At 68.9% G+C, this 13,395-nt stretch carries 6 protein-coding genes; 5 read left to right on the top strand and 1 reads right to left on the bottom strand.

Annotated elements, in window-relative coordinates; translation table 11 throughout:
- Positions 1-271: 271 nt before the first annotated feature.
- Entirely contained in the window at positions 272-745 is a 474-nt protein-coding gene (gene greA, locus FE782_RS20090) for a transcription elongation factor GreA (protein ID WP_138196040.1), read from the bottom strand.
- A gap of 152 nt (positions 746-897) precedes the next feature.
- Between greA and addB the strand changes: the two genes are divergently transcribed.
- The 5 genes from addB to FE782_RS20115 all read left to right on the top strand — a co-directional run bounded on the left by addB (position 898) and on the right by FE782_RS20115 (position 13,378).
- Positions 898-4,410, top strand: coding sequence for a helicase-exonuclease AddAB subunit AddB (gene addB, locus FE782_RS20095; protein ID WP_158299476.1), 3,513 nt, complete (start codon positions 898-900; stop codon positions 4,408-4,410).
- Positions 4,407-8,309 (top strand): helicase-exonuclease AddAB subunit AddA, encoded by a 3,903-nt coding sequence (gene addA, locus FE782_RS20100; RefSeq protein WP_138196042.1) that lies wholly within the window; start codon positions 4,407-4,409, stop codon positions 8,307-8,309. Before addB ends, addA begins: the two co-directional genes overlap by 4 nt.
- Before the next feature lie 19 nt (positions 8,310-8,328).
- Entirely contained in the window at positions 8,329-9,537 is a 1,209-nt protein-coding gene (locus tag FE782_RS20105; RefSeq protein ID WP_138196043.1) for an exonuclease SbcCD subunit D, read from the top strand.
- The gene (locus FE782_RS20110; RefSeq protein WP_138196044.1) at positions 9,534-12,953 is read left to right on the top strand and encodes an AAA family ATPase; all 3,420 of its coding nucleotides are present in this window, start codon (positions 9,534-9,536) and stop codon (positions 12,951-12,953) included. The genes FE782_RS20105 and FE782_RS20110 overlap by 4 nt, the downstream gene beginning before the upstream one ends.
- Before the next feature lie 86 nt (positions 12,954-13,039).
- A complete protein-coding gene (locus tag FE782_RS20115) occupies positions 13,040-13,378 on the top strand; it encodes a hypothetical protein (protein ID WP_138196045.1) in 339 nt (112 codons plus the stop codon).
- The last annotated feature ends 17 nt before the right edge of the window (positions 13,379-13,395 follow it).

Here is a 13,395-nt window from a genome sequence, read left to right on the forward strand (position 1 = left end):
AGTCCCGGAGCTCCTTCTCCTGGATTTCCCTTGGCTCAGCCGAACCTGAGGAATTGCTCGTGCTCCCGGCTGTTAGGGAACATGTACATGTTTCTTACTCGGGCAAATACGGGGGAGTGAGCGAAAATAGGGAATATCGCTGTTCCCTAATTCGGGAGCGCGTCGGCGAACGAGTCGGGAAGAGGAACCGATGCGCAAAGCCGAGCGGAGCGTGCGACTCGTTTTGCAAAGAAAAGACCGACGGGACATCGTTTGTCCCGTCGGTCCGCCGTTATACCGCTTTAATGTCGAGCAGCTCGTACGTAATTTCGCCCATCGGGGCGTTCACCGTAATTTTGCTGCCGATCGATTGGCCCATGAGCGCTTGCCCCAGGGGGCTTTCGTACGAAATTTTATTATCGGCGACGTCCGCCTCGGCCGGTCCGACGATCCGGTAATCGATCTTCTCGTCGAACTCCAAGTCGTGCAGCGTCACCACCGAGCCGACCTGAACGGTCGACGTGTCGATCGATTCGACGACGCGGGCTTTCCGCAAAATGTTTTCGATCGTTAATATTCTCGTTTCCATGAACGCTTGGTCGTCTTTCGCCGAGTGGTACTCGCTGTTCTCCTTCAGGTCGCCGTAGCTGATCGCCGTCTTCAACCGAGCCGCCAGCTCGCTCCGCTTGACCGTCTTCAGCTCCTCGAGCTCGTCCTTCAATTTTTGCAGTCCCTCGGGGGTCAGCACGATTCCTTCGTCCGCCATGCGACGCAACTCCTTCTTCCACCCATTTTTCTTCTACATCTCATTGTACTCTATTTTGCGATCGAAATACGATTCGCCTCGGCAAAAAAATCCATTGCAAACACCCGTTCGACGGTGTACCTTGGAAAAAAAGACTCTCGGAGGGGTTCGGTTTGGGTATTCGATTCGTGCTGGGGCGCGCGGGGGCGGGCAAGAGCCGAAGCGCGTTCGAGCAAATCGGGGAAGAGCTGGAGCGCTCTCCCGACGGGCCGCCGCTGATCCTGCTCGTGCCCGAGCAGATGACGCAAGCGGCCGACCGCGCGTTCGTCGCCCGCTTCGGCGGAACGATCCGCGCGCAATCCTTAAGCTTTCGACGGCTGGCGTTCCGCGTCATGCAAGAGGCGGGGGGCGCGTCCCGCTTACATATCGACGATACGGGCAAGAAGATGCTTCTATATAAAATCGCGCGGTCGCGAGGCCGCGACTTCCGCGCGTTCCGGCGTTTCGCGGAAGGCGGCGGCTGGATCGACGCGGCGAACGAATGGTTCGCGGAGTGCAAGCGATACGCGGTCGACGCGGCGCGGCTGCGCGAGGCGGCGGAGGACGAAGCGTTCCCGCCGGCGCTGCGGGACAAGCTGCACGATCTGGCGCTTCTGATCGGCGGCATGGAGACGGAGCTCTCCGGCAAATACGTCGACTCGGAAGATTATTTAACGCTTCTCGGCGAGCATGCGTCGTCGTCGGAGACGATCCGCGGCGCGCGGATCTGGGTGGACGGCTTCCACGGCTTCACGCCGACGGAGCTCTCGGCGCTGCGGCAGCTTTGCAAGCATGCGGACCGCGTCACGTTCGCGCTGACGATCGACCGGGCGTACGGCGCCCACGAGGCGCCGGACGATCTGGAGCTGTTCCATCCGACGGCGTCGACGATGACGACGCTGCTGCGTATGGCGGAGGAAGAGGGCATTCCCGTCGAAGCGACGACGATGCTGGAGGGCGGCGCGGCGGGACGGTATGCTTCCGCGCCGACGCTGGCCGCGCTCGAGCGGGCGTTCGTCGATAAGGCGAACGGCCGACCCTTTACGCCGGCGCTCGACGCGAACGGGGCGGTAGTCGTCGCGTCCGCGGCGAATCCGCGAGCGGAAGCCGAAGCGGCCGCGCGGGACATCGTCCGGCTCGTCTCGTCCGGCTCGGCGAGGTGGCGGGATATCGCCGTCTACGTCCGCAACTGGGAAGGGTACGGCGACATCATCGCTGCGGCGTTCCGGGACCACGGCATTCCGTGCTTCCTGGATCAGAAGCGCGCCGTCGCTCACCATCCCCTCGGCGAGCTCGTCCGCTCGGCGATCGACGTCGTTCAGTCCCGATGGACGTACGATGCGGTGTTCCGGGCCGCGAAGACCGATTTGTTGTTTCCGAGAGGCGCGTTCCGGACCGAGTCGGAGGCGAGATACGCCATGGACCAGTTGGAAAACGTCGTTCTCGAATACGGCATCAAGGGGACGCGGTGGACCGACGGGAAACCTTGGCGGTTGAACGCGGGCGCACCGCTCGAAGGGGACGAAGCGGCGCATGCGGAACGGCAGCGGGCGCGGGAAGAGCGCGTCGAACGGTGGCGATCGCTCGTCGTCGCTCCGCTGCACGCCTTCGAGAAGCGGTTAAAGAAAGCCAAGACGATCGAGCAGCAGGCGGCGGCGTTGTTCGCATTCCTGGAGGATACCGGCGCGGCCGACACGCTCGCGCGTTGGCGCGATTCCGCGGAGCGCGCGGGGGATCCCGATCGGGCGAAGGAGCACGAGCAGCTGTGGGACCGCGTCGTCGACACGCTCGATCAGCTGGTCGAGCTCGTCGGCGACGAGCCCGCGGATACGGAGCTGTTCGCCGGCATGATCGCGGCCGGTCTCGACGGGATCCGCATGGGTCTCGTGCCGCCGGCGCTCGATCAGGTGCTCGTCGGCAGCTTGGATCGGACGCGCGCGTTCGGGGTGAAGCGGTTGTACCTGCTCGGCGTGAACGACGGCGTCATCCCGATGCGGCCGAAGGAGAAAGGCGTAGTGTCCGAGGCGGATCGCGAGCGGATGCACGCGGCCGGTCTCGAGCTCGCGCCGGACAGCCGCAGGCGTCTGTTGGACGAGCGTTTTCTGCTGTATAACGCATTGTTCTTGCCGTCCGAAGGGCTCTGGGTCAGCTACGCGCTCTCGGACCCGGAAGGGACGACGCTGCTGCCGTCCGAATGGATTCGCACGCTGAAGCGGCTCGCGCCCGACGCGAAGACGATGTACGTGCCGGGCGACGTGCCGGCCGGGGCGAGCGACGAGGAGGCGCTGGAGCGTCTCTCCACGCCTTCGCGCGCCCTGGCGGAGCTGCTGCCGCAGCTGCGTCGCTGGAAGCGCGGCGAGCCCGTCTCGGGCGTCTGGTGGGCCGCGTACAACTGGCTGGCGGAACGACCGTTTTGGCGCGAGCGTCTGCTCGGGCTGCTCCCGTCCCTCGATTACGACAACCGGCAAGGACGGTTGTCTGAGGAAACGGCGATCGCGCTGTACGGAGAGACGTTCCGCACGAGCGTGTCCCGGCTCGAGACGTTCGCCGGCTGTCCGTTCGCCCATTTCGCGGGATACGGACTCGGGTTGAAGGAGCGCCGGCTGTACCGGCTCGAAGCGCCCGACATCGGGCAGCTGTACCACGCGGCGCTCAGCCAGCTGTCGAAGAAGCTCGCGGAAGAAGGCCGGACGTGGGCGGAGCTCGACGAGGCGGAGTGCGCGGCGCTCGCGTTCCGGACGGTCGAGGAGCTGGCGCCGAAGCTGCTGTCGGAAATTTTGTTCAGCTCGAACCGGCATCGCTACATGACCCGGAAGCTGCAAGCGGTCGTCGGCCGCGCGTCGGAGGCGCTGAGGGGCCAAGCGGCGCGCAGCGGCTTCCGCCAAGCGGCGGCGGAGCTCGCGTTCGGCGAAGACGGCGGCATGCCGGCGATCAAGCTGCCGTTGCCGGACGGCCGACAGATGGAGCTGCGGGGACGGATCGACCGGATCGACGGAGCGCGCGCCGAGCGCGGCGAATGGTACATAAGAATCGTCGATTATAAGTCGAGAGCCCATCGGCTGCGCCTGTCCGACGTGTATTACGGGCTGTCGCTGCAGCTGCTCGCATATCTCGACGCGGCTTCGGAGCAGGCGAGAGCGTGGCTCGGCGCCGAAGCGGCGCCGGCGGGAGCGCTGTATTTCCACGTGCATAAGCCGATGCTGTCGCTGCATAACGCGATCGAGCCGGAGCAAGCGGCGCAGGAGCTGTTCAAGAAGTTCAAGATGCAGGGGCTGCTTCTCGACGACGACGAGGCGGCGCAGCTGATGGATACGGGGCTTCGCGCCGGCATCTCGCCGATCGTGCCGCTCGAACGGAAGACCGACGGATCGCTCGGCGCGCGGTCGAAGGCGGTCGACGCCGAGAAGTGGGGCAAGCTGCGCGCGTTCGTGCGCGGCAAGATGACGGAGCTCGGCGCCAAGGCCGCGTGCGGCGACGTCGAGGCGGCGCCGTATCGCAGCAAGCAGGAGACGCCGTGCACGTTTTGCAAGTTCAAGCCCGTCTGCGGATTCGATCCCGAGATCGGCGGCAACGCGTACCGCGTGCTGCCGCCGCTCGCGGACGAAGACGTCTGGGCGCGGATCGACGGAGAGGAGGGGGACGCATGACGAGGAGAGGCATCGAACCGAAGCCCGCGGGCGCGACCTGGACGGACGAGCAATGGCAGGCGATCGCCGCGCGCGGCGATCATCTGCTCGTCGCGGCCGCGGCCGGGTCGGGCAAGACGGCGGTGCTCGTCGAGCGCATCATTCGAACGGTGACCGACGAGGCGCGGCCGATCGACATCGACCGGCTGCTCGTCGCGACGTTCACGAACGCGGCCGCCGCGGAGATGCGGCATCGGATGCGCGACGCGCTGGAGAAGGCGCTCGCGTCGAACCCCGGTTCGCGCCATCTGCGCAGGCAGCTCGCCCTCGTCGGCAGAGCGTCGATCACGACGCTGCATTCCTTCTGCCTCGATGCGGTGCGCCGCTACGTCCACCTGACCGATCTCGATCCGGCGTTCCGGATCGCGAACGAAACGGAAGCGGCGCTGCTAAGGCAGGAGGCGCTGGAGAGCGTGCTTGAAGAGCGGTACGGCGCGGCCGAGGAGGACGGGCCGTTCTGGGCGCTCGCCGACCGATTCGGCGGCGAACGGGGCGACGACGGGCTGATGAAGCTGATCGATCGGCTGTACGATTTCTCGCGCAGCCATCCGTTCCCCGATGCGTGGCTGCGCGAAGCGGCGGCGGCGTTCCGCCTCGCCGGGCCGGCCGGCGACGGCGACGGGGCCGAGATCGAGGGCGGCTTGCCGGAAGATCACCCATGGCTGCTGAGCGTCGGCGCGGACGTCAAGCTGGAGCTCGAAGGCATCGCGGCCGGCCTTAACGCCGCCCTTGAGCTCTCGCTGCAGCCGGGAGGCCCGCACGCGTACGCCGACAACTTCCGCGCCGACATAGCCGGCGTCGAACGGCTTCTTAAGGCGCTAACCTCCGGCGGCTGGCGCGCGCTGCGGGACACGGCGTTCGCGGACGACGGCGGGGCGTTCGGGCGGCTGAAGCCCCAGAAGGGCGATTCCGTCGACGCCGCGCTGAGCGATCGGGCGAAGAAGCTGCGGAAGGACGCCAAGGACCGTCTCGACGCCCTGAAGGAGCAGCTGCTCGCGCGAACGCTCGAAGACTATGCGGCGGAATGCCGCGAGCTCGCGCCGTTGATGGAAGAGCTGACGAGGCTCGCGCTCGATTACGCGGAGGCGTTCCGGCAGGCGAAGACGGCGAAAGGCCTCGTCGACTTCGGGGATCTCGAGCACGCCTGCCTGCAGGTGCTGCGGGACCCGGCGTCGACGCCGGAACGCCTCGTTCCGACCGAGGCGGCGCTTCAGTACCGCGAGCAATTCGAAGAGGTGTATGTCGACGAATACCAGGATACGAACGCGGTGCAGGAGACGATCCTTCGGCTCGTCTCGCGAGGAGACGGGACGGACGGGCCGCGGGCGGGGAACCGTTTCATGGTCGGAGACGTCAAACAAAGTATATACCGGTTCCGCCTCGCGGAGCCCGGTCTGTTCCTGCGCAAGTACAAGACGTACCGCGGGCTTCCGGAAGCGGTCGAGAACGTCGCGGCCGGCGGCGGCATCCGCATCGACCTGGCGCGCAACTTCCGCTCTCGGCGCGAAGTCGTCGACGCGGTCAACTTCGTCTTCCGCCAGACGATGCACGAAGAAGCCGCGGAGCTCGATTACGACGAACGGGCCGAGCTCGCGCTCGGGGCGTCGTATCCGGAGCCGGACGGCGCGCACGATCTCGCCGCGGACGTCGTGCTGATCGACCGCGACGGCGCGCCGGACGAGGAGGCGGACGGGGAAGGCCCCGCGGCGGAAGCGCAGGACCTCGACGCCGCGGAAGCGGAAGGCCGAGCGATCGGACGCCGCATTCTGGAGCTGACGGGGGGCGCGGGTCGACCGGCGATGCAAGTGTACGACAAGGGCGTCGGCGGCATGCGTCCCATCCAGTTCCGCGACATCGTCATCCTGCTGCGCGCGGACAAGTCGTGGGCGCCGTCGCTGATCGAGCAGCTGCGGTTGTACGGCGTTCCCGCTCACGCCGAGCTCGGCGGCGGCTACTTCGAAGCCGTCGAGGTGGAGACGGTGCTCTCGATGCTGCAGACGATCGACAATCCGCTGCAGGACATTCCGCTCGCCGCGACGATGATGTCGCCGGCGTTCGGCTTTACGGCGGAGGAGCTGGCGCGCATCCGCGTAGCCGGGGGCCGGAGCCGTCCGTACTACGAAGCGGTCGGCTCCGTCGCCTCCGGCAAGGAGCCGAATCCGGGCTCGGTCGGAAGCGCGCTGCGAGAGAAGGCCGCCCGCTTCGTCACGACGCTGGAGCCGTGGCGGACGGCGGCGCGGCAAGGGCCGCTCGCCGACCTGATTCTGAAGCTGTACCGCGAGACCGGCTACTTCGACTTCGTCGGCGGCCTGCCGGGCGGCGTGCAGCGGCAGGCGAACCTGCGGGCGCTGTACGACCGGGCGCGGCAATACGAAGCGACGAGCTTCCGCGGCTTGTTCCGCTTTCTGCGGTTCATCGAGCGCCTCCGGGATTCCGGCTCCGATCTCGCGCCGGCCCGAGCGCTCGGCGAGACGGAGGACGTCGTGCGCATTATGTCCATCCATAAGAGCAAGGGGCTCGAGTTTCCCGTCGTATTCGTCGCGGGCCTCGGCAAGTCGTTCAACCGAGGAGACGAACGGGAGCCGTTCCTGCTTCACAAGGAGCTGGGGTTCGGCCCGCGGTTCGTCGATCCGGAGCTCGGCGCGGCGCATCCGACGCTGCCGCAGTTGGCCATTCGGCGCCGTCTGCGCGCGGAATCGCTCGCCGAGGAGATGCGGGTGCTGTACGTGGCGTTGACCCGGGCGAAGGAGAAGCTCATTCTCGTCGGGTCGGCTAAGGGGCTTACGAAGCGGCTGGAGGATTGGAACGCGATCGCGGCAAGCCCCGGTCCGAAGCTGCCGGCTCACGCGATTCATCGAGGCGCCTGCTTCCTCGACTGGCTGGCGCCGTCGCTGCTGCGGCATCCCGCGGCGGAATCGGTGCGCGACGCCTACGGGCTGGCGGCGCTTCCGCCGGGGGCGCGCGTAGCGGACGGCTCCCGCTGGCGGCTCATGGTCGAGCTGCCGGACGCGATGGCGGAAGCCGCGGCGGCCGGCGGTCGCACGGAGCCTTGGGGGCAGCACGCGGTCAAGGAAGGGCTGCCGGTGCCCGAAGATTGGACGGCGCGGGACTCCGACGTGCTGCGCGCGCTCGGGTGGACGGACCCGAGGCCGTCGGCGTCGGCGTTGTTCGCGAAGACGTCCGTTACGGAATGGAAGGGAAGGCTGCTCGAGGAGGACGAGGAGGAAGCGGAAGCGCCGTTCGCGGCGCCTTCGCCGGCCCGGGGGCCGTCCGGCGCGGCGGTCGCGAAGCGGCCGCGGTTCCTGGCGAAGAAGGGGCTGACGCCGGTGGAACGCGGCGTCGCGTACCACGCGGTCATGCAGCATCTGCGCCTCGTTCCGGGCCTGACGACGAGCGACGTCGAGGCGCTATTGTCCGATATGGTGCTCCGGGAATTGTTGACGGAGGAGCAGCGCGCGGCCGTAGACGTCGAATCGGTCTGGCGGTTCGCGACGAGCGAGCCCGGCTTGCGGCTGGCATCGGCCGCGAGGACGCACCGAGAGCTCCCGTTCAGCGTCGGGCTGCCGGCCGCGGAAGTGTACGGCGAGGCGCCGAACGGCGTCCCGCTCGACGCCGAGACGGCCGCGGAGACGGTGCTGGTCCAAGGGATCATCGACTGCCTGTTCGAGGACGAGCGGGGGTTGGCCATCGTCGATTACAAGACGGACGCGATCCGCGGCGAGACGGGACTCAGCGAACTGACCGAGCGTTATCGGCTGCAGCTGTCCGTCTACGCCAAGGCGGCGGAGAAGGCGCTGGGCCGAGACGTACCGGATCGATATTTATATTTCTTCGACGGCGCGCGCGCCGTGAAGCTGTAGGGAGAGGTGGCGGAACAGGATGCGATTGCTGCATACGGCGGATTGGCATTTCGGCAGAACGTTGGAAGGAAGAAGCCGGCAGGCGGAGCATGAGGCGTTCGTGGACGAGCTCGCGCGAATCGCCGACGAGGCGGACGTCGACGCGGTGCTGCTCGCGGGGGACGTGTACGACTCCGTCAATCCGCCGGCGGACGCGGAGACGTTGTTTTACGAAGCGTTGACGCGCCTGTCGAACGGGGGGCGGCGGCCGGTCGTCGCGATCGCGGGCAATCACGACCACCCGGATCGCTTGAGCGCCGCGGGGCCGCTGGCGCGCGCGCAAGGCGTTACGCTCGTCGGGCTGCCGACCTTGAACGTCGTGACGCTCCCCATCGCGCGAACGGGGGAGCGGGCGAACGTGTACGCGCTGCCGTATCCGTCCGAGTCGCGGCTGAAGGAGCTGCTGTCCGTAGAGGCGGACGAGCAGGCGCTGCAGCTCGCGTATTCCGCGCGCATCGCGGCGTTGGTGCGGGACGCGACGGGGACCATTTTCGGAAAAGGGAACGTCGACGTCGTCATGAGCCATCTTCACGCGTTGGGCGGATCGCCGACCGATTCGGAGCGGCCGATCGAGGTCGGCGGCGCGTATACGGTCGATCCGTCCGCCTTCGGGAGAGCGGCGCAGTACGTGGCGCTCGGTCATCTCCATCGCCCGCAGAATGTGCGCGTGCGCGACGACGGCGAGAACGGAGCGGCCGGCGCCGCGCCGCTTGTCCGCTACAGCGGTTCGCCGCTCGCGTTCAGCTTCTCCGAAGCGGGGCAAGCGAAGTCCGTGTCGATCGTCGATATCGCGCCGGGCGGCGCGCCTCGGGTCGAGGAGGTGCCGCTCTCGGCCGGCCGGCCGCTCGTGCGATGGATCGCCAAAGAAGGGCTCGCGGACGTGCACCGCTGGTTCGACGAAGGGAAGGACGCCCGCGCCTGGGTCGATCTGGAACTGCACGTGACCGACGCGCTGACGATGGAACAAATCCAGACGCTGCGACGGTCGCATGAGGGACTCGTCCTCATCCGTCCGGTGTTCGCGTCCGCGCAGGAGTCCATACGCGTTCGCGCGGAGCGGGCGCTGCCGATCGACGAGCTGTTCCGGCGGTTTTACGCCCGGCAGACCGGCGGAGCGACGCCGGACGAAGCGACGGTCCGGCTGTTCCTCGAGCTGGTGCGGGAGGAAGCGGAGGAGGAGAGCGCATGAAGCCGATTCGCTTAACGATCCAAGGCTTGCAGAGCTATCGGGAGGAGCAGACGATCGACTTCTCCCGGCTGGCGGAAGCGGGCGTGTTCGGCATCTTCGGGCCGACCGGCAGCGGCAAGTCGACCATTCTCGACGCGGTGACGCTGGCGATGTACGGCGCGGTGGAGCGCGCCGGCAGCGGCATCCAGAGCATTATGAACGCGCAAGAGGACACGCTCTCCGTGTCGTTCGCGTTCCAGCTGTCGGACGGGGCCGACCGACGTACATACCGCGCGGAGCGAACGTACCGGCGCAAGCCCGACGGGACGGTCGAGCAGCGTCTGTGCCGTCTTTGCGAGGAGACGAGCGAAGGCGCGATCGTGCTGGCGGACAAGGCGGGCGAAGTGAACGCCGCGGTGGCGTCGCTCATCGGCTTGTCGATGACCGACTTTACGCGCGCCGTCGTGCTGCCGCAGGGCAAGTTTTCGGAATTTCTCGCCCTGAAAGGGAAGGAGCGCCGAGAGATGCTGCAGCGGCTGTTCCGCCTCGAGCGGTACGGCGACGAGCTCGCCGCTCGCCTGACGGCGCGGCTTCGCCGGACGGAGGCGCTCGCGCGCGAAGCGGCGGCGGAGCTGCAAGGGCTCGGCGACGCGTCGCCGGAGGCGCTCGCCGCGGCGGAAGCGGCGTTCCGCGATGCGTCCGAGGCCGAAGCGCGTCTGCAGGAAGCGCTGAAGGCCGCGGAGACGGCGCACGCGGAAGCGGCGCGCATCCGCGAGGCGATGCAGGAGGCGGCCGCGAGCGAGGCGGCGTGGGCCGCGCTGGAGCGCCGCCGGCCCGAGATCGCGGCGATCGAGGAGCGGCTCGCGGCGGCGGCCGCGGCGGAAGCGCTGCTGCCGACGTGGCGCGCGCGGGAGGAAGCGGCGGCGCAAGCCGATCGTCTCGCGCGCGAAGCGATCGACGCGGCGGGCGAGCGGGAGCGCGCGGCGGCGCGGCAGGCGGCCGCGCAAGAGGCGCATGCCGCGGCGGAACGGGTGCTGCGGGAGCAGGAAGCGCCGACGGCGGTGCGGCTCGAGCGGCTGCGCCAAGCGGTCGCGCTGGCGGAGCAGGCGGCCGTCGACGCGGCGGCGCTGGAGCGCGCCCGCGCCGAGCTGGCGAGCGGCCGCGCGGAGCGGGAGGCGGCGGCGAACGCCCTCGCCGCCGCGCAGCAGCAGCGCGCGAAGGCGCTGCAGCTCCAAGCGGAGCTGAAGGCCGCTTACGGCGCGCTGGCGGCGCCGCCGGAGGAACGCCGCCGGATGGCCGCCGCGGAGCGGGAGCGGTCCGCGGCGACGACGGCCGCGGCGCAGGCCGCCGCGCAACGCGGGGAAGCGTCCGCGCTCGCGGCGGCGGCGAAGCGCGGCGAAGCGGAAACCGCGCGGTTGGACGAAACCGTGCGGACGTCGATCGCGCAGCTGGGCGCGGCCCGCGCCTTGTTCGCGCAAGGCGCGGCGGTGCTGAACGCGGCGGAAGACGACCTGCTGCGCGAGGAGCGCCGGCTCGGCGAACGCATCCTGGCGGCGAAAACCGCGGCGATCGGCGGCGAACGGCATGCCTGGGCGCATGCGCTCGCGGCCGGCCTCGCGCCGGGCGAGCCTTGCCCGGTATGCGGCTCGGCGAGCCATCCGGCGCCCGCTTCGCCCCCGCCCGACGCGGCGAAAGGCGACGACGAAGCAGAACGCCTCGAGCGGCTGCAGCGCGACGCGCGGGAGCTGGCCTCGGCGGTGCACCGCGAGGCCGGCCGCGCGAACGAGGCGCTGCATCGGCTGAACGCGGCTTTGGAAGGGAGCGAGGCGCCTTCGGCGGTCGACGAAACGGCGGCCGCGGCCGAAGAGCCTTACCCGGCCGGAGACGCCAGCGAATCGCCGCAGGCCGAGTCGCTCGAGAAGCGGCGCCGCGTCGTCGAGAAGGTCGTCGCCCGGCTGAACGCCGTAGCGCCGGAGCTGAAGGCGCTGCTCGAGCGGTTCGAGTCGGCCCGCGCATCCCTGCGGAACGAGCGGGCGACGCTCGCGGCCGCCGCCCAATCGGCGCGCGCGGCCGAGACGAAGGCCGAAGCGGCGGAACGGGAGGCGGCGATCGCCGCGGCGCGTTGGCGGGAGGCGTATCCGGAGTGGACGCCGGAGACGTTCGAGCAGGCGCTTCGCGACGCCGAACGCAAGGAGCGCGAAGCCGAGGACATTCGGCTTCGCCTCGAGAAGAGCGAGCCGTTCCTCGCGGCGAACGCGGAGGAGCTGGAGCGCCTCCAAGGGCGGCAGTCGCTCGCGGAGCGCCGTCTCGCGTTGGCGGAGGCGGAGACGGCCGCCGCCGAACGGCAGCTGGCCGCGCGCCGCGAGGAGATCGCCGCGCTGACCGGCGGCGACGTAACGCCGCCCGCCGAGCTGGCGGCGGCGCTGAGCGCTCGCCTCGAGCGGTGGCGCGCGGACGAGCGCGCGGCGCGAGAGGCGGCCGATGCGGCGCGGACCGCGGCGGAGAACGCCGGCCGGCGGCTCGCCGCGGCCGAAGAGGCGCTGCGAGGCGCGGCGGACGCGCGGGAGCGCGCCGAGCGGCAGTGGAGCGACGCGCTGGCGGGCAGCGCCTTCGACGGCGTAGACGCCGTGCAGCGCGCCGCGCTCGAGCCGGAGCGCCGCGAGGCGTTCGCCCGCGAGGCGTCCGCGTACAAGGAGGCGCTCGCGGCGGCCGCGGCGAAGCGCGAAGCGGCGCTTGCCCGCCTCGGTGGAAGAGCGATCGACGAAGCTGCGATGCTGGAGGCGGAGCGGCGACTCGCCGATGCGAAGGCGAAGCGCGAAGAAGCGCTCGCGGCGCGGGCGAAGGCGGAGCGTGCCGCCTGGGAGCTCCGGCAGCGGCACGAGCGGTGGCGGCTCGTCACGCGACAGCGCGAAGAGGCGGTCGCCTTGCAGCAGCAGCTCGCGAAGCTCCAAGCCGTGTTTCGGGGCAACGCGTTCGTCGAGTTTCTCGCGGAGGAGCAGCTGCTCGGCGTGACGCGAGCGGCGTCGGAACGGCTCGGCAGCCTGACGCGGGGCCGGTACGCCATCGAACTCGATTCGACGGGCGGCTTCGTCATCCGCGACGACGCGAACGGCGGCGTGCGCCGTCCCGTGTCGACGTTATCGGGCGGAGAGACGTTCCTGACATCGCTCGCCCTCGCGCTCGCCTTATCGGCGCAAATCCAACTTAGCGGCAAGTATCCGCTCGAGTTTTTCTTCCTCGACGAAGGGTTCGGCACGCTCGATCCGGAGCTGCTGGACAACGTTGTGACGGCGCTGGAACGGCTGCATGTCGAACGGCTCGCGGTCGGCGTCATCTCGCACGTGCCGGAGCTGCAAGCCCGGCTGCCGCGCAAGCTGATCGTGACGCCGGCCGATCCGATGGGCGCGGGCAGCCGCGTTCGGATCGAGACGACGTAACGAAGAAAATTTTCTGCGGACAAAGACGTACATGCGCCCATCTCCCTTCGCCGGAATAGGATATCGGCATAGGGAGGTGCTATGGAATGCACAAGCATGAAGCAATCGAGATTTGCAAGCAACATATGCACAAGTACGTTCTCATCCATACGACGGACGGCATGCAATACGACGGCATCGTCGAGAGCATGGACGACGAATACGTGTACCTAGCGGTGCCTGTGGGCTCGACGGAGCTGATGCCGCCGCAAGCCCGGGCGCTGCCGGGCTATTACGGGTACGGTCCCGGCTACGGGTACGGCTATCCTGGTTATTATCCGGGGTACGGCTACGGCTACCCGGGCTACGGCTACGGCGGCCGGTTTCGTCGATTGGCGCTGCCGCTGGCCGCGCTCGCCGCGATTTCGCTGCTGCCTTATTTCTGAAATCAAGCGAGCAAGGA

The organism is Paenibacillus antri (genome assembly GCF_005765165.1).
Taxonomy (GTDB): domain Bacteria; phylum Bacillota; class Bacilli; order Paenibacillales; family YIM-B00363; genus Paenibacillus_AE; species Paenibacillus_AE antri.

Bases quoted from the DNA above. Each gene is read 5' to 3' on its own strand.
- FE782_RS20105 (WP_138196043.1), top strand. From the start codon at position 8,329: ATGCGATTGCTGCATACGGCGGATTGGCATTTCGGCAGAACGTTGGAA.
- greA (WP_138196040.1), bottom strand. From the start codon at position 745: ATGGCGGACGAAGGAATCGTGCTGACCCCCGAGGGACTGCAAAAATTG.
- FE782_RS20110 (WP_138196044.1), top strand. From the start codon at position 9,534: ATGAAGCCGATTCGCTTAACGATCCAAGGCTTGCAGAGCTATCGGGAG.
- FE782_RS20115 (WP_138196045.1), top strand. From the start codon at position 13,040: ATGCACAAGCATGAAGCAATCGAGATTTGCAAGCAACATATGCACAAG.
- addA (WP_138196042.1), top strand. From the start codon at position 4,407: ATGACGAGGAGAGGCATCGAACCGAAGCCCGCGGGCGCGACCTGGACG.